Source organism: Ensifer soli, assembly GCF_041928815.1.
Classification (GTDB): domain Bacteria; phylum Pseudomonadota; class Alphaproteobacteria; order Rhizobiales; family Rhizobiaceae; genus JBHFEI01.
On record NZ_JBHFEI010000022.1, the window covers coordinates 15,664 to 32,094 of the forward strand.

12 protein-coding genes are annotated in these 16,431 nt (G+C 66.1%); 5 read left to right on the top strand and 7 right to left on the bottom strand.

Annotated features, from left to right (window positions below; all coding sequences use genetic code 11):
- Positions 1-3 precede the first annotated feature (3 nt).
- The 3 genes from ACEVQ6_RS21610 to ACEVQ6_RS21620 form a co-directional block, all read right to left on the bottom strand.
- Complete coding sequence (locus ACEVQ6_RS21610; protein ID WP_374891117.1) at positions 4-1,329, bottom strand: NAD(P)H-dependent oxidoreductase; 1,326 nt, start codon at positions 1,327-1,329, stop codon at positions 4-6.
- A gap of 434 nt (positions 1,330-1,763) precedes the next feature.
- Entirely contained in the window at positions 1,764-2,726 is a 963-nt protein-coding gene (locus tag ACEVQ6_RS21615; RefSeq protein WP_374891118.1) for a sugar-binding transcriptional regulator, read from the bottom strand.
- Between the two features lie 27 nt (positions 2,727-2,753).
- Positions 2,754-4,064, bottom strand: coding sequence for an acetoin dehydrogenase dihydrolipoyllysine-residue acetyltransferase subunit (locus ACEVQ6_RS21620; protein WP_374891119.1), 1,311 nt, complete (start codon positions 4,062-4,064; stop codon positions 2,754-2,756).
- Positions 4,065-4,347: 283 nt separating this feature from the next.
- Here ACEVQ6_RS21620 and ACEVQ6_RS21625 point away from each other — a divergent pair, with 283 nt between their 5' ends.
- From ACEVQ6_RS21625 to ACEVQ6_RS21640, 4 genes are read left to right on the top strand one after another with little or no spacing between them, the layout of a single operon-like run.
- On the top strand, positions 4,348-5,901 hold the full coding sequence (locus tag ACEVQ6_RS21625; RefSeq protein ID WP_374891120.1) for an ABC transporter substrate-binding protein: 1,554 nt from the start codon (positions 4,348-4,350) through the stop codon (positions 5,899-5,901).
- A 4-nt stretch (positions 5,902-5,905) separates the two neighbouring features.
- A complete protein-coding gene (locus tag ACEVQ6_RS21630) occupies positions 5,906-6,853 on the top strand; it encodes a carbohydrate ABC transporter permease (protein ID WP_374891121.1) in 948 nt (315 codons plus the stop codon).
- Position 6,854: 1 nt separating this feature from the next.
- Entirely contained in the window at positions 6,855-7,697 is an 843-nt protein-coding gene (locus ACEVQ6_RS21635; protein ID WP_374891122.1) for a carbohydrate ABC transporter permease, read from the top strand.
- Between the two features lie 5 nt (positions 7,698-7,702).
- Positions 7,703-8,749, top strand: a complete 1,047-nt coding sequence (locus tag ACEVQ6_RS21640; RefSeq protein WP_374891123.1) for an ABC transporter ATP-binding protein — start codon at positions 7,703-7,705, stop codon at positions 8,747-8,749.
- A gap of 15 nt (positions 8,750-8,764) precedes the next feature.
- Here the strand turns inward: ACEVQ6_RS21640 and ACEVQ6_RS21645 are convergent, their stop codons facing one another.
- The 4 genes from ACEVQ6_RS21645 to ACEVQ6_RS21660 are packed head-to-tail and all read right to left on the bottom strand — an operon-like array spanning position 8,765 to position 12,476.
- Complete coding sequence (locus tag ACEVQ6_RS21645; RefSeq protein WP_374891124.1) at positions 8,765-9,484, bottom strand: cytidylyltransferase domain-containing protein; 720 nt, start codon at positions 9,482-9,484, stop codon at positions 8,765-8,767.
- A 51-nt stretch (positions 9,485-9,535) separates the two neighbouring features.
- Positions 9,536-10,303, bottom strand: coding sequence for a CatB-related O-acetyltransferase (locus ACEVQ6_RS21650; RefSeq protein ID WP_374891125.1), 768 nt, complete (start codon positions 10,301-10,303; stop codon positions 9,536-9,538).
- Positions 10,304-10,306: 3 nt separating this feature from the next.
- Positions 10,307-11,845 (bottom strand): N-acetylneuraminate synthase family protein, encoded by a 1,539-nt coding sequence (locus ACEVQ6_RS21655; protein WP_374891126.1) that lies wholly within the window; start codon positions 11,843-11,845, stop codon positions 10,307-10,309.
- Positions 11,769-12,476 carry an inositol monophosphatase family protein gene (locus ACEVQ6_RS21660; protein WP_374891127.1) on the bottom strand — a complete coding sequence of 236 codons (708 nt, stop codon included), beginning with the start codon at positions 12,474-12,476 and terminating at the stop codon, positions 11,769-11,771. Before ACEVQ6_RS21660 ends, ACEVQ6_RS21655 begins: the two co-directional genes overlap by 77 nt.
- 334 nt (positions 12,477-12,810) lie before the next feature.
- Here ACEVQ6_RS21660 and ACEVQ6_RS21665 point away from each other — a divergent pair, with 334 nt between their 5' ends.
- A complete protein-coding gene (locus tag ACEVQ6_RS21665; protein WP_374891128.1) occupies positions 12,811-16,341 on the top strand; it encodes a nidogen-like domain-containing protein in 3,531 nt (1,176 codons plus the stop codon).
- Positions 16,342-16,431: the final 90 nt, after the last annotated feature.

Sequence of the window (16,431 nt, forward strand, 5' to 3'; positions counted from 1 at the left end):
GGCTCACGCATCCTTTCCGTAGACGAGGGCGTCCTGGCGGGCGCGCAGCGCGGCGATGCGCGATCCGGGCGCGACGGCGGCATTGGCATAGGTGATCAGCTCGCCCTTTTTGATCGGCTCAGTCACCGAACCGCCCTGCAGGAGCCCGCAGGGAATGGCATTGGCGCTGCGCGCCTCCGGCGTGGTCATGATCCAGGCGCGGTAGCAATATTCGCCGATGGCATCGAGCCTGTCGCCGGGCTTCAGGTCCTTCTTGGCCACCGCGCAAACCTCCGCGACCGGCTTTGCCAGCGGCACCATGTCGGCCTTGCCGTAAAGCACGACACGGGCGCAGGTGAGCGGCACTTCGAGCGAGGTCAGGTGATAGGGCCGGTGGAAGGTGAAGTACGGGCCCTTGCCCATCTTCAGGTCTTCCATGCGCTCGGAGACGCGCGGATGGGACATGTCGGCGACGACGAACACGCCGGGCGCGACCCCCTTGCCGATCGAATAGTCGACGACGCCGACGCGCGACAGCACGCCGCCGTCCTTTTCCGGCACCAGCGTCTTCGACAGCTGCTCCAGCGTGGCGGCGGGGCCATGCATGCCCGGCCTGTCGGGCACGAGACCGGTGGCGTTGGCGATCGCCGCCATCTCGACCATGGTCTTCGAGCCGTCGACGAATTCGACCAGCATGCGCACGTTCATGTGGCGGCGGGCGGCTTCCTCCGCATAGTCGTCCGGAACGGCATCGACGTTCAACGGATTGTTCTTGCCCTTGCCGGCCGCGACGATCGGATGGCCCATCGCGGTGACGAACTCGATCAGTTCCATGCAGGAGGACGGCTCGTCGCCGGCACCGAGCGAATAGGTGACGCCGAGCCGGTCGGCCTCGCTCTTGAGATAGGCGCCGATGGTGACGTCGGCCTCGACATTCATCATGACGAGATGCTTGCCGTGCTCCATCGCCGAGAGGCCGATCTCGGCGCCGACCGCCGGTACGCCGGTCGCGTCGATGACGACGTCGATCAGGCCGCTTTCGAGGATCAGCTTGTAGTCGCTGGTCACCGCGATCTTGCCGCCTTCGATCGCGGAATTGAGGCCGTCGACGCCGTTGGTCTCCTTGTGGTGACCGTCCTCCTGAAAGGCGATGTCGACCGCCTTCTTCGCCGAAGGCAGGTTGAGATCGCAGATCGCGCCGATGTCGACGCCCGGCATGTGGGCGACGCGGGTGACGATGTCCGTCCCCATCTCGCCCGAGCCGATCAGCCCGATGCGGACCGGACGGCCCTGATCGGCGCGCGCGATGAGATCCCGCGCCAGACCCGTGGGCGCGACATTGATGGCCATAGGAACTCCTCCCGATGTGGCTGAACTTTATGGGGCAAACCTATCAGCACATTTGTTCTATTGTCAATACTAATGTTCACATTCTTCGATGTGGCATTGCGGAATATCCGGCGCGGGCGTTGCTGACAGTCCTGCGGACGCGAAGGACCGGACCCACCGAACGAACGTCCGGTTTGCACTGCAAAATCACGCGGAATGGGTCGGTGGCCGCACCACGGACAGGCGACGGACGGTGGAAGGACACCCGCCTCCGCCCCGACAGGGCCGACGCGGATAGTACAAACGTTCAGGAAAAATGCAAAATGTAATTTAGCGAAGGACCATTTCCGGCGATCCGCGCGTATGCGTGACAAAAGTTCACGTGACAGGACCGGCCGGTCCGCGACGGCTCCGGCCGGAGCCGAACAGGGGGACGTCCGAAGGCGCGACGCGCGTCAGCCGGCGACGAGCGCGGCTGCGGTCTGCTCGTCCGTGATCAGGGTCGTCGGGTTCAGGATGGCGATCGCCCCCTTCATCGAGGCAAGTTTCTCGCGGCCGCCGGAGATCAGCACGCGCTCGGGCGTGCGGCGCAGCTTGGCGAGATTGCAGGAAATCACGCGGGAATTGACCTCGTGGTCGACGAGACTGCCCTTCTCGTCGATGAAATTGTAGAGGATGTCGCCGACGGCGCCCGCCTCGACCAGCGAACGACGGTCCGCCTCGCTGATATAGCCGGTGCGGTAGCTCGTCGTCAGCGTCGAGATGCCGCCGACGGAGAGAAGTGCGACGTCGAGCTTCTCCGCCATCTCGAAGATCGCCGCCAGGCCGCAGCGCTCGAGCAGCGCATGCTTGGTCTCGGGACTGTCGACCACGGCCGGGGCCGGCACGAGAAAACCCTCGCCCTTGAACAGTTCGGCGAACTGCCAGGCGAATTCGGCCGGATTGAAACGCCGCGCCGCCGAGATGCCGCCGAGCAGCGAGACCACCTGGAATTCGTCCAGCGTCGCGCCGGTGATGAAGGGCAGCGTGTTGTAGAGCGTGCGGCCCCAGCCGACGCCGACGGACATGCCGGACTTCATGATGCCGGAAATATAGGTGCCGGCGGCAGCCGCGATCACCTTCACAGGGTCCCCCTCACCCTCGGCGAAGGGCGCGACGATGACCTGCCGGATGCCGTAGCGCTGCTCGAGATCGCGCTCGAGGGCGACGAATTCGGCGAGCGGTGCCGACAGGGTGATGCGCACCTCGTTGCGCCGCCGCGCATCCGCGAGCAGGCGGACGACCATCACGCGGTTGATGCCGATCTGCTCGGCGATCTGGTTCTGGGTAAACCCCTCGACATGGTAGAGCCAGGCGACGCGCGCGCGCAGCCGGTCCATTTCGCTCTGGAGCCCGAGGGCCTGCGGTGCTGGCTGCATGAACGGGGAACCTCCGGGCGATCCGTCTCAGACGTGGATGTCGCCCGCGGCAAGGTGGCGCGCCACGATGGCGGCGACCCGTTCCGGGCATTCGATCTGCGGCACGTGGCCCGCAGCCTTGAGCACATGAATAGCAAAATCTCCATCGACGGCAAGGGCTTGCCGCCAGGGAAGAATGCGGTCGCGCCGCCCCCAGACGATCGCGGCCGGCAGAGCGAGGCGCGCCATCGCCGCGCGCAGGTCGAAGGCCTGCACCCCGTCCGGGAAGAGCGCCCCCAGCATCGCTGCCTGGCAGGCCCGCAGCGCCGGCTCCGCCCGCCCCCGCATCGCGGCGCGCGCATAGTCGTCGCCGATCGCCTCCGGCACGGCCGTCAGCCGGCGCAGCCAGGGCGCGAGGCTTTCCGCCCGCCCGGCGCGAACGATGCCGGCAAGCGCATCCGCGTCGATCTCCGGCCCGAGGCCTGCCGGCGCGATCAGCGTCAGGCTGCGGACGCGTGTCGCGCGCACATCCGCGATCGCCACGGCGAGCGCCCCGCCGAGCGAATGGCCGAGGAGATGGACGACGTCATGGCCGGCCGTCGCCGCATCAAAGGCCTCGACCAGCATGCGCGCGAGATGGGCGAAGTCGCGCACATCCCGCTTCGGCGAGCCGCCATGGCCCGGCAGGTCGATCCGGATCAGCGCGCGCCCGGGGCCGAGCGCCTTCTCCAGCGGCGCCCAGCTGGTGCTGTCGGCGGTGAAGCCATGGACGAGCACCAGCGGGATGCCGTGCCCGTCCCGCCGCGTCACGCGGAGCGGGCCGGCCTCGCGGGTGAAAACGACCGCGCCGGCCGGGCCGGGAGCGGCGGCGGCCTTCAGCAGGGATTCGACGTCGCCGCGCTGGATCCGGCCCTTCGGACCGGTTCCAACAATATCCGACAACGGGATATGCGCCGCCCGCGCGGCGGAGCGCGCCGCCGGCGTCGCCCTCGGGCCGCGCTCGACCGAATCCTCTGGCGCCGCCTGCGCGAAAACGGGCTGGGGGTCGACCGCCGTTTGCGACGGCGCCGGGATCTCCGCCGGCCTCTCTCCTGAGGAAGGCCGAGGGCCGACCGCCTCGCCTTCGGCATAGATCCAGGCGATGACGGCACCGACGGGGATCCGGTCTCCCGCCCGCGCGGCCACATGCTGCAACCGTCCCGACGCCGGCGCCTCCACCTCCATCGCCGCCTTGTCCGTCTCGATGTCGAAGAGCGCCGCCCCCTTGGCGACGGCCTCGCCCTCGCGAACATGCCAGGCCGCGAGCGTGCCATGGGTCATATCCATGTCCACCTTGGGCAGAATCACTTCGACCGGCATCCGATCCCCTTCCCGCATGTCCCCTGCCGATGCGGCGGCGCACCATGGCCGCCCTTTCGCACATGCAGCAGTTTTCAGAACATTTGTATCAGTGAATTTCAAAATGAGCAAACCTGAGCGCGCAGTCGGCGACACAAATCCAGTTGACACCGCCATGGATGTGAACACATTATAAATTTGTGAATTGAAAGTTCATCTGGAGGCGGTCCGGCGCGATGTGGAGGTCGCGGCGGACATGCGGCGTGGGGCGCCGTCGCCGCCATCGATCCTGGGAGGAGACAACATGCCGATTCTGTCAGCGGGCACGACCCGCCGTTCCGTGCTGCGTGCCGGCGCGGGCCTCGGGCTCGCGGCCGGGTTCACCGGGCTGAAGCTGCCGGCCTATGCGCAGGGCAGCCTGCCGGACATCGCGTCCGTGCTCGACCGCATCTCGGTCGACGGCTATGTGCGCGAGGACTACCGCAAACTCTTCAACATGACGAGCGACCCGCTCTGGGACCCGGCCAAGGACTGGATCCGCACCGTCGACTGGGAGAAGGTGCGTTCGGAGCAGTCGGGTAAGTCGGTGCGCTTCGCCATCGGCGCCGCCGACCAGGAATCCGCCGCCGAGGGCCTGAAACCCTTCGAGCAGCTCTCCGGCATCAAGGTCGAGCTGGTGCCGATCCCGGACGACAGTTTCTACGACAAGGCGGTCGCCGAGTTCATCTCCGGCAACGCCTCCTTCGACGCGCTGCAATTCTTCTCGCCCTGGCTCGGCGATTTCGCCGCCCCCGGCTTCCTCGCCGAACTCGACGACTATGCGGCAAAATGGGCGCTGCCGCTCGACGATTTCTACGACACCTACCGCCTCAACTACGGCTATTTCGGCGGCAAGCTGGTCGGCATCCCCTTCGACTGCGACATCCAGATGGTGCATCTGCGCAAGTCGATTGTCGAGAAGATCCTCGGCGGGCCGATCGACCGCGCCACCTCCGTGCCGACCTATGACGAACTGATCCGCATCTCGGGCGAGGCGAACAAGCTCGGCGGCGGCGTCGCCGGTGTCGGCATGATGGCTGCGCGCGGCTTCTGGGCGACCTACACCTGGGAGCACATCGCCGCCCAGGCCGGGCTGAAACTCTTCGACGAGCAGTGGAATCCGCTTCTCACCAGCGATGCCGGCCTGAAGGCGATGGACATCATCATGGCGCTGAAGGCGAACGCCATCGAAGGCATCGCCGGCGCCGGCTGGGGCGAGAACCGCGCCGCCTGGCTCGGCGGCCAGGTCGCCACCAATATCTCCTGGCAGGACAGCGGCACCCAGGCGACGCGGCCCGACCAGTCGAAGATCGTCGACGACGTCGTGACGATCTACGAGCCGCGCATTGCCGGCGGCGTCTTCGCACCGCCGAACATCGCCGGCTCGACCTCCTGCGTCGCGGCCACCTCGCAGAATCCGGAAGGCGCCTTCCTGATGCTCGCCTTCCTGACCACCTCGTCGATCATGGCGATGAACGAGGCGAACGCCAACGGCGTCGCCCCCGGCTACCGCTCGGTGCTCGGCAACGAGAAGCTGCGCGCGATCAGCCAGCCGGCCAAGGTCTGGGCCGACAGCCTGGAACATGCCTGGTGCGCGCCGCGCCTTCCCGGCATGTTCGAGATGGAGCAGGCGCTCGGCAACGAGATCAACCGCGCCGTCACCGGCCAGATCTCGGCCAAGGAGGCGCTGGAGAACGGTCAGACCGCGTGGAAGTCGATCATGGAGAAGAACGGCTTTGCCGGCGGCAACGGTCCGATCGCCTATGCCGACGTCGCGCCGGGCATGCATGTCGGCGCCGGCAAGGCGCTGCCGTTCTGAGCGGATGGCCCTCCCCCGCACCCATGGGGCAGGCGCGGGAGCGGCGATCGCCGCTCCCGCTGGCCGGCCGCAGCCGCCTCGCCGCCGGTCCCCGGCGCTGAAGGCTGCCTTCCCGTACCTCCTCGTCGCTCCGGCGATGCTCTATCTGCTGGCGATCACGCTCTATCCGGGCCTTTTCGCCATCTATCAGAGCCTGTTCGTCGTCAAGTTCGTCAACTGGACCTTCACCGGGCTCGGCAATTACAGCCGCATCCTGCAGGACCGCGAATTCTGGGCGGCGCTCGGCAACACGGCGATCATCGGCGGCCTGTCGCTGGCAATCCAGACGACGGTCGCGCTGGCGATCGCCTATTTCGCCTATCGCGATCCCTTCATCCGCGGCTGGCGCATCGTCTTCACCCTGCCGATGCTGTTCATGCCCTCGGCGGTGGCCTTCCTGTGGAAGCTCGCCTTCAACGACGGCCGCGTCATCTCCGACCTGCTGATGCGGCTCGGCCTCGTCGACGGCAATGTCGACTGGCTCGCCTCGATCTGGCTGTCGCGCCTGATCCTCATCGTCGCCGATGTCTGGCAGTGGACGCCGTTCCTCTTCATCATCTTCGTCGCGGCGCTGCAGGGCCAGGACCAGGAAATCGAGGAGGCCGCCCGCCTCGACGGCGCGAGCTGGCCAGCGATCTTCTGGAACGTCTCGCTGCCGATGATGCGGCCGATCATCGTCGTCGCGGTGACGCTACGCGGCATCGACATCACGACGATGTTCACCAATGTCTACATCATGACGCAAGGGTCGCCCGGGGGCGCCACCGAGACGATGAGCTACTTCATCTACCGCCAGGGGTTCCGCATGTTCAACTTCGGCTACGCCTCGGCTGCCTCCGTGCTGATGCTGGCGATGACCGTTCTCGTCGCCCAGACCGTGGTGAAACGGGCCTTCCGCTCGGGGAGATCGTGAGATGGCCTCGGTTCGACGCTGCCGCGGCGAGAGCCGCCTGCTGCGCTATCTGATCCTCGGCAGCTGGGCGGTGGTCTGCCTCGCGCCGATCCTCTGGTTCCTGACGATCGGCTTCCGGCCGCGCACCGAGATCATCCTGCCTCGGCCGGTCTACTGGCCCAGCTTCAGCCTCGACGCCTGGCGGCTGCTCGTCAGCGACTGGCCGATCGCGCGCTACCTGATGAATTCGGTGCTCGCCGTCTTCGGCTCGGTCGTCATCGACCTCGTCCTGGCGATCCCGGCCGCCTTCGCGCTGTCGCGCTACGAGTTCCGCGGACGCGAGGACATCGGTTTCTACATCCTCTCGACGCGGATGATGGCGCCGGCGATCGTCGCCGTGCCGATCTTCTTCCTGTTCCGCTCCCTCGGCATGCTCGACACGGTCTGGGCGCTGATGCTGGTCTATGCCGCGATCAACCTCAGCCTCGTCACCTGGATCATCCGCAGCTATATGCTCGACATCCCCAAGGAACTGGAGGACGCGGCACGCACCGACGGCGCCGGCGACCTGACGATCCTGCGGGAGATCATCATTCCGGCCTGCCTGCCCGGCATCATCACCGCCGCGGTCATCGCGGCGATCTTCGCCATCAACGAATTCCTCTTCACGCTGCTGATCGCCTCGACCGCCAACGCCTACACCATGTCGGTGGCGCTGGCGAACTTCACCGGGGGCTCGGACGGCGTCATCTACAATGCGATCGCCCTCGTCTCCTTCCTCGCCTTCGTGCCGATCCTGGTCCTCGTGGTCCTGATCCAGAAGCACCTGTCGCGCGGCCTGACGATGGGCGCGGTGAAAGGCTGATCCCCATGGCATCCATCCACCTGAAGAACATCGTCAAGCGCTTCGGCGCCTTCGTCGGCGTCGAGCACATGTCGCTCGACATCGAGGACGAGGAATTCCTCGTGCTGCTCGGGCCCTCCGGTTGCGGCAAGACCACGACGATGCGCATGATCGCCGGCCTCGAGGAGCCGAGCGAGGGGGAGATCGTCATCGGCGGCGAGGTGGTCAACGGCGTCGATGCCCGCGACCGCGACGTCGCCATGGTGTTCCAGGGCTATGCGCTCTATCCGAACATGACGATCTACGAGAATATCCGCTTCCCCTTGCGCATGCGCAGGATCCCGGCGGAAGAGCACGACCGGCGGATCCGGCAGGCGGCCGACATGGTCGAGCTCGGCGCCTTCCTCGACCGCAAGCCCGGGGCGCTCTCCGGCGGCCAGCGCCAGCGCGCAGCACTCGCCCGCGCCGTGGTGCGCCAGCCGCAGGTCTTCCTCATGGACGAACCGCTGTCGAACCTCGACGCCAAGCTCAGGGCGAGCATGCGGGTGCAGATCAAGCACATGCAGCGGCATCTGAAGGTCACGACCGTCTATGTCACCCATGACCAGATCGAGGCGATGACGCTCGCCGACCGCATCGTCATCATGAACCGCGGCGCCATCCAGCAGGTCGGAACGCCGGACGAGATCTATTCCGATCCGGAAAACACCTTCGTCGCCGGCTTCATCGGCTCGCCGCCGATGAACCTGATCGAGGGACGGGCGGAGAAGGGCCGCTTCACCGCGCAAGGGATCGCCGCCCCCTGCCCGGCCGGCCTTTCCGGCGCCGTCACGCTCGGCGTCCGGCCGGAGGACTGCCATGTCGGCGGCGACCATGTGCAGGGACAGGTTTACGGCGTCGAGCCGACCGGGGACGTCACCTACCTCACCGTCGCGGCCGGCGGGCGGCATATCGAGGTGAAGGCCGCCCGGGGCTTCCGCTCCGGCATCGACCTGCCGATCGGCATCGGCTTCGACACCGGCCGGCTCTATTATTTCGGCGAGGACGGGCGCCGCATCCACGACCCCGTCTGACACAGCCGCAAACGCTCAGAAGGAGGGATGCGGGATCCCGTGTTCCGTAATCCAGGCGGCGGTGCGATCGAGATCCTCGAGGTCGTGCACATCGAGGCAGCCGGTGGTCATGTAGGGCAGGATGCGCGATCCCATGCAGGTCCAGGGACCCTGGCCGTTCTCGTCGAAAACGGCCTGACGGCCGCGCAGCACCCAGAAGGAATGGTCGAAGAAGACGGCCTGCGGCAGGTCCTGCCGGTTGGCGGAAACCTTGCCCTCGCCGAAGAAGGACTGCAGCGAACCGTCCGGCATGACGCGCTTCGCCCGCATCGGGTGATATTCGGACTTGTCGTGCGAGGGCACGACGGAGGAGACGCTCGGATCGGCGATCAGCATCTCGATGCAGTCGTCGATCATCGTCTCGCTGATCGTCCCGACATTGGCGTGCTGCAACACGAGGATGTCGATCGGCCCCTGCGTCTGCTCGATGATGTCGAGCGCATGCTTGACGGCGTCGCAGCTCTGCGCCGTCGCCGAGGAGAGCGCGTCGGGCCGGCGGATCGGCGTGTAGCCGGCCCTGGCGGCGGTGTCGAGGATGGTCTCATCGTCGCTGCTGCAGTAATAGCTGTTGACGTAGCGGCTGCGATGCGCCGCGGCCGCGCCCCAGAGCAGCAGCGGCACGCCGAGCACCGGAAGCACGTTCTTGTTCTTCAGGGAACTTCCGCCCCGGCCGATCATCAGCGTTGCGACTTGCATCTCAGACCTCATCTTGGCTGTTCGAACCCGGCCGCCCGAAGGGCATGGCCGTCATTGTTTCAGGTAGGCATCCAGCGCCGGCGCGAGATCGACGACGCCCGGCTCGAATTTCCGGATCTCGCCGCGCCCGATCATCGCCTCGAGACCGTCGAGGAAACGCGGAACATCATCGAAGGGCAGCGGCCCGAAATCGGCGTAGTTGTAGTCCCACCAGCGCGTCGCCTGCAGGCGCTCGACGATCTCGGCCGGAAAACGGCTGCGGATCTTGCGCGCCGGAACACCGCCGACGATCGCATAGGGCTCGACGTCGCGGGTGACGACGGCGCCAGCGGCCACGACCGCCCCGGTCCCGATGGTGACCCCGCTCTTGATCAGGGCGCCCTGGCCGATCCAGACGTCGTCACCGATCGAGACAGGCGAAAAGACTTCGTCGTAGCGCGGAAGATTGACCGTCTTGCCGAACTCTTTTTCCGCAAATCGGGCCGCATAGTCCTGGAATGCGGTGACATGGGTGCTGAACCAGTCGGTCGGATGGTTGATGCCCATGATGCGGACACTGGTCGCGATGCTGCAATAGCGGCCGATCGTGGTCGTGGAGTTCAAGCCGTTGGAGATGCAGTAGGAAAAGGCCCCCATCTGAAGGAACTGCTTCGGCGGCATCGCCGCGTAGCGTTCGATCCTGACGGGTGCTGCAATGCGGACCGAATCCCCGCGGCCATACACGCGGTCGACGCCGAACGGATGCCGCAGGAAGATCTTGTTCCTCGAGAAGAAGTCCCGGACCTTGTCGTCGAACGCGCAGACGAACGGGTAGTCCATGCCTCAGCCGCTCTTCCGGAAATACTTGTGGTGCTCGCTGCTGTTCACCTTCTTCTCCTCCGAGCCGATGATCAGCTCGGCCTCGCGGATCTTGTCGATATATTCCTTGAAGGCGGGCGTGGTCAGATCGACGGCGACGGCGTCGAAATGGGCCCATTCGGTGTTGCCGAGCTTGACGTGCTTCTCGATCATGCGGGCGCCCGCGGCAGCGGCGAGCGCCGACCCGAGCCAGCCGAAGTCATGGCTGGAATAGGCCGGAACGATGCGCGGATCCGATTTCGACAGATCGTGGTAGTGCCGCACCACGGCGACCTGGCAATCCTGCTGCGGCGTCGGATAGGCCGAGTTCGCCTGCATCAGATAGAGCGTCTCCATCCTGGTGAAGGTTTCGAGCACCCATTTCTCGAAGGCGAGATCGGTCATGCCCGTCGAGAGCACGATGCCCTTGCGGTAGCTCGACGCGACATAGGAGAGATAGTCCGTGTGCTCGGAAATCGTGCTCGGCAGCTTCACCAGCTCCGGGTCGAACTGCAGCATGAACTCGAAGGAGGGCTGGTCGAGAATGGAGGCGAACCAGGTGACGCCCAGTTCCTTGCACAGCTGATCGACAAAGGCGAAGTCGTCGCGGCTGAGTTCCAGCGCATGGCGATAGTCGCCGAAGGTCTTGCCGAACGGCGAGACATAGGCGGATTTCAACTGGTCCTGCGAATAGAACGTATCGACGTCGCGCTTCTGCAGCTTGACGAAATCGGCGCCGGCGGCAGCCGCCGCGCGGATCATCCGTTCCAGGCGATGGCGGTCGCCGAAATGGTTGGTGGTCAGTTCCGCCGTGACGCCGACGAGGTGGCGCCCGCCGGCCGCATCGCCGTCACGACGCGAATGCGGGACGAAACGGTCGTTGAGCTCGCTGGTCGAGATCTGCGAGAAGGCCCGGTTGCCGACATGGACGACGTCGAGATCGGAGTTGCGCAGCACATAGAGCGTGTTGAGCAGGAAGAATTCCTGGATGCTGATCTTCGCCGCCTTTTCCGCCGCGGAATCCGGGGCGAAATCCTCGCTGATCGCATGGGCATAGCCGGTCGAGGGCGAAAAATCGAAGCCGACCATGTAGACCGTCTGCGGCCTCCCCCGATATTCGGCGACATAACGGGCGAGCTTCAGCGCCGAGATGAAGAGGATTTCCTCGATCGTGAACTCCGGCGACAGGAAGCGCTGCATCATCAGGTCGCTCGTGTCCTGGCTGAGCGGCATGAAGGGCGCGCGCACCACTTTCGCCTTGTCGGAGGAAAAGTCGGTCGAGGTGATGTAGACGCGCGATTTCTCGCCGTTTTCCCGTAGTGCCCGCTTGACCCAGGCGCCGTGGAAGATCGTCGCGTCGGCGGGCGCGATCCGCTCGGCGTCGTTGAGCCCGATGACCAGCGAGCCGGAGAAGACCTCCGGCCGGATCTCATCGACCGACGGTCCCTTACCGAGGATGAAGATCGTATCGGTGGCGTATATCGACGCGATGTCTTCGGCCAGCCTCGAGAAATCTTCCGTCATAGGGAACTCCATCAATGATCACGTCGCAACGATGTTCGAGCGCCAGCATCGCGCCGGCAAGAAGGTCCCAGGAATGGGCGCCCCGGGGATTGAAGAAGCGGCAGAAACTGCCGCGCACGACATTGAAGAGGTTATAGACCGAGCAGCCGATGATGCGGGCCTCGTCGAGCTGGCTGAGTGCCTCCGCCGTTTCCGGCGTCAGCGTCGAGGACAGGCCGACGATGCGCGAGGCGAGCAGCGGGATCGCGTCGCCGGTCATCAGCCGCTCGCCGAGCTCCGGCAGCATCAGCAGGCTGGCCGCGTGGCCGCCATCCTTCCAGAGCGTGACCGAAACGCCCCACTCCTTCAGGCCCGAGCAGAAATTCTCGGTTCCGTCGACCGGATCGACGACGGCGAGCCAGCCGGAGGCGGGCGCCCTCGTCTCGGGGGTGAAGGTTTCCTCGCCGATCACGGCGATGCCGGGCAGCATGCCTTCGAGATAGCCGCGAATCTCCGCTTCGAGCAGGATGTCCGCTTCCGTCACCGGGCTGCCGTCGGGTTTCCATCGGGTCTTGAAGCGAAGATCGAGAAGCTGCGGCAAGCGCTCCTCGACGACATTCGCAAGACCTGCCAGAACCGAACGACCGCTCATTCATCACCACACGATTGACAGGTCTCGGAGAAGGCGCGAGCCCGAAGGTCCAGCCGGGATATCGCCATCGCCTTTTCCTGTCAACAAACGAGGCCTTCACGCGCGTCGCGGCTCGGCCACGCCAGGTCTGCAGCGGCACGGATCGCGTGCGACATCCGGATCCGCCCCATTTTCGCCCGGCAATGGCCGTCGGCGGAACTTGTCAACATGGCGAAGGGAGCGTTAAATGCTCATAAAGAGAAGCGTCAACGACCTATTGTATAGACATACGTATTTCATTCATTGACGGGTCGAAATCGCGAGAACGATCGTCGGAAACAAAGGGAGCTTCATCATGGTCAGTCTCATCAATGGTCTTGGCGGAAGCGCGGGCTTCGGCGAGAATTTTCTTGAGCGGAACGACGACGGATCGACGTCCTTCATCGACGTTTCTTCCGTATTCGAAAGCGGCATGAACTATTTCGGCCAGACCTATACGGGTTTTTACATCAACAACAATGGCGGCATAACCTTTGCCAGCCCGCGCGGCGCGTTCACGCCCCAGTCGATCGTTTCGGCAACGGCCAATCCGGAGATCACCCCCTTCTTCGCCGACGTCGACACGCGCGGCGGCCCGACGACGGCCTCGCCGGGCGGCACGTCCACCGGCAGCAACCTCGTCTACTGGGACCTCGACGCCGCCAACAACACCGTGATCATCACCTGGGACGACGTCGGCTACTTTGGCAGCCACATCAACCGGTTGAACGCGTTCCAACTCGTCCTGACCGATCTTTCCACACAAGGGGGTGCGGCCGGCGACTTCCGCATCGAATTCCGCTACGAGGATGTCAACTGGACGACGGGCGATGCCAGCAGCGGCTCCGGCGGTCTCGGCGGCACGGTGGCGCGTGCCGGTTTCTCGGCCGGCCGCGGCACGCCGGACAGCTTCTTCGAACTGCCGCAGTCGGGCGACCAGGACCAGATCCTGACGCTCGAGGCGACGCCCGGCAACACCGGCACCGACGGCCTCTGGCGCTTCGACGTCTCGGCGGGCGGCGTCCGCCCGGTCGTCTCGATCGAATCGACCACCGGCTCGGCACGCGAGGGCACCGGCGTCAACCAGCCCTTCATCTTCACCGTGACCCGGTCCGGCGATGCGACGCAGGCGCTGACGGTCGACTACGTGGTCAACTCCACCGGCGGCCCGAACGGCGCCGATCCGGACGACCTCGTCGGCGGCCTGCCGCTGACCGGCGGCTTCCGCGGCGGGCGCATCACCTTCGAGGCGGGCCAGCGCGAGGCGACGATCGAACTGCTCGCGGTCGGCGACGGCGCCGTCGAGAGCAACGAGAGCTTCGTCGTGACGCTGACAAACATCAGCAACCCGGCCGTCAGCTTCGGCCAGCGCCAGGCGACCGCCACGATCCTCAACGATGACGGCCTTGCGCCCACCATCCCCGAGACCTGGCGCAACACCACGACCTTCGGCGACCCCCACCTCGTCACGCTGGACGGCCTGCAATACGATTTCCAGGCGGTCGGCGAGTTCGTCTTCGCCGAAAGCGTCGCCGGCGCGCCGCTGATGGTGCAGATCCGCACCGAGGCCGCCGGCCCCGCCGTCAGTTCCACGACCGCGCTGGCAACGGCGATCGGCGCGAACCGCATCAGCTATGACGTGCACACGAACACGCTGCTGGTCAACGGCGCCGCCACCACGATCGATCCGTCCGTCGGTTCGATCCAGGTCGGCGAGGGACGGATCTACCTCAGTGCCGACGGCGTCTATCAGGTCGAATATCCGGACCGGCAGACCGCGCTGATCTTCGTCGACCGCGGCGATTTCCTCGACCTGAACCTGGCGCTCGATCCCGCCCGCGCCGGCCAGTTCCGCGGCCTTGTGGGCGATTTCAACGGCAGCACCGGCAATGATTTCGCGCTGCGCGACGGAACGGTGCTCGGCGGCACGCTGACCTTCGAAACCATGTATGGCAACTATGCCAACAGCTGGCGGATCTCGGACTCCGAGTCGCTCTTCACCTATGGCGCCGGACAGTCGACCGGAACCTTCACCAATCCCGCCTTCCCGGCGCAGCAGGTGACGCTCGACCAGTTCCCGGCCGCGCTCGTGGCGGCGGCGATCGCCGAGGCCGCGGCGGCCGGCATCACCAATCCGTCGCTGCAGCGCGCCGCCGCCCTCGACTTCCTCCTGACCGGCAATTCCGCCTATCTCACCGGCCCGACGATCGCGCCCGAGCCGACCACCACGACGACGGCCAGCGACGCGCCGGTCGTCGCGATCGTCGGTGTCGGCGCCACCGTCTTCGAGCGCGGCGAACGCGACAGCGGCTCGACGCCCTTCACGGTCACCTTCTTCCGCTCGGACGCCTCGGCCGCCGCCGACGTGACCTATGTCGTCGAGAACATCGACACGGACGCGGCCGATTTCGAGAACGGCGTGATGCCGGGCGGGACGGTCAGCTTCACCGCCGGGCAGACGGAGGCGACGGTCACGATCAACGTCGCGGGCGACACGATCGCCGAATACAACGAGGCCTTCCGCGTCCGCATCACCAATGCGCCGGCCGGCACGCTCGTCGCCGCGCCGCAGGTGCAGCTCACCATCGTCAACGACGACGGCGTGCCGCCGCCGCGCGTCGCCGTCAGCGGCCCGGCGACGGTCAGCGAAGGGACGTTCAACGGCACGACGCAGGTCGTCTACACCTTTACGCGGACGGGCGACACGACGCTCGAAACCACGCTTGCCGTCTCCGTGGTCGGCAGCGGAGCATCCCCCGCCACCGGCACCGACTTCGCCGGCGGCCGCCTGCCGACGGGGACCGTCACCTTCGCGCCGGGCCAGACCGAGCAGACCTTCATCGTCAACGTCATGGCCGACGGCCGCCTCGAGCCCGACGAGAGCTTCAGCCTCGTGCTCGGCGCGGTGACGAACGGCATCGTCGGAAGCGGCCCGATCGAGACGCGGATCGTCAACGACGACACGGTCAACGAAACCCTGTTCGGCACCGCCCGCGCCGACCGCCTATCCGGCCTTGCTGGAAACGACACGCTGTACGGCTTCGGCGGCAACGACCGGCTCGACGGCGGCACCGGCGCCGACCGCATGATCGGCGGTGCCGGCAACGACACCTATATCGTCGACAGCCGCGCCGACAAGGTGATCGAGACGGCGCGCGCCGGCAACGACCTGGTCCGGGCGAGCGTCACCTACAAGCTCGGCGCCAATGTCGAGGACCTGATCCTGACCGGCCGCGGCAACATCAACGGCACCGGCAACGCGGCGGCGAACGACCTGACCGGCAATGCCGGCAAGAACACGCTGAAGGGCGGTGCCGGCAATGACAGGCTTTACGGCCTGTCCGGCGACGACAAGCTCCATGGCGAGGCCGGCAACGACAAGCTCTATGGCGGCAACGGCAACGACCTGCTGCGCGGCGGCGCCGGCAAGGACATCCTCGAAGGCCAGAAGGGCAATGACAAGCTCTATGGCGATGCCGGGGCCGACAAGCTGTATGGCGGGCTCGGTGCGGACCAGCTCTTCGGTGGCGCCGACAAGGATGTCTTCCTCTACAAGTCGGTGCGGGAATCGACGCTCAATCCCGTCGGGCAGGACATCATCTACGACTTCGCCATCGGCGACCGCGTCGACCTGAGGACGATCGACGCCAGCACCAAGATCGCCGGCAACCAGGCCTTCGCCTTCATCGGCACCGACGCCTTCACCAACACGGCCGGCGAACTGCGCTACGAGAAGCTCGACAGCGACACCTATGTCTATGGCGACGTCAACGGCGACGGCAAGGCGGATTTCGCCATCCGCTTCGACGATGCCCTCGATCTCGCACGCTCGTCCTTCTTCCTGTGAGGCGCTGCCGCCGAGGCGGCAGCGCTTCGGCGGCCCTCGCCATGACGATGCGACGGAAGAGCATCCCGGATGGTGCCCGCCATCACCCGG

What these genes read in the sequence shown, in the direction of transcription:
- ACEVQ6_RS21610 (WP_374891117.1), bottom strand. Translation starts at nt 1,329, where the DNA reads ATGGCCATCAATGTCGCGCCCACGGGTCTGGCGCGGGATCTCATCGCG.
- ACEVQ6_RS21615 (WP_374891118.1), bottom strand. Translation starts at nt 2,726, where the DNA reads ATGCAGCCAGCACCGCAGGCCCTCGGGCTCCAGAGCGAAATGGACCGG.
- ACEVQ6_RS21620 (WP_374891119.1), bottom strand. Translation starts at nt 4,064, where the DNA reads ATGCCGGTCGAAGTGATTCTGCCCAAGGTGGACATGGATATGACCCAT.
- ACEVQ6_RS21625 (WP_374891120.1), top strand. Translation starts at nt 4,348, where the DNA reads ATGCCGATTCTGTCAGCGGGCACGACCCGCCGTTCCGTGCTGCGTGCC.
- ACEVQ6_RS21630 (WP_374891121.1), top strand. Translation starts at nt 5,906, where the DNA reads ATGGCCCTCCCCCGCACCCATGGGGCAGGCGCGGGAGCGGCGATCGCC.
- ACEVQ6_RS21635 (WP_374891122.1), top strand. Translation starts at nt 6,855, where the DNA reads ATGGCCTCGGTTCGACGCTGCCGCGGCGAGAGCCGCCTGCTGCGCTAT.
- ACEVQ6_RS21640 (WP_374891123.1), top strand. Translation starts at nt 7,703, where the DNA reads ATGGCATCCATCCACCTGAAGAACATCGTCAAGCGCTTCGGCGCCTTC.
- ACEVQ6_RS21645 (WP_374891124.1), bottom strand. Translation starts at nt 9,484, where the DNA reads ATGCAAGTCGCAACGCTGATGATCGGCCGGGGCGGAAGTTCCCTGAAG.
- ACEVQ6_RS21650 (WP_374891125.1), bottom strand. Translation starts at nt 10,303, where the DNA reads ATGGACTACCCGTTCGTCTGCGCGTTCGACGACAAGGTCCGGGACTTC.
- ACEVQ6_RS21655 (WP_374891126.1), bottom strand. Translation starts at nt 11,845, where the DNA reads ATGACGGAAGATTTCTCGAGGCTGGCCGAAGACATCGCGTCGATATAC.
- ACEVQ6_RS21660 (WP_374891127.1), bottom strand. Translation starts at nt 12,476, where the DNA reads ATGAGCGGTCGTTCGGTTCTGGCAGGTCTTGCGAATGTCGTCGAGGAG.
- ACEVQ6_RS21665 (WP_374891128.1), top strand. Translation starts at nt 12,811, where the DNA reads ATGGTCAGTCTCATCAATGGTCTTGGCGGAAGCGCGGGCTTCGGCGAG.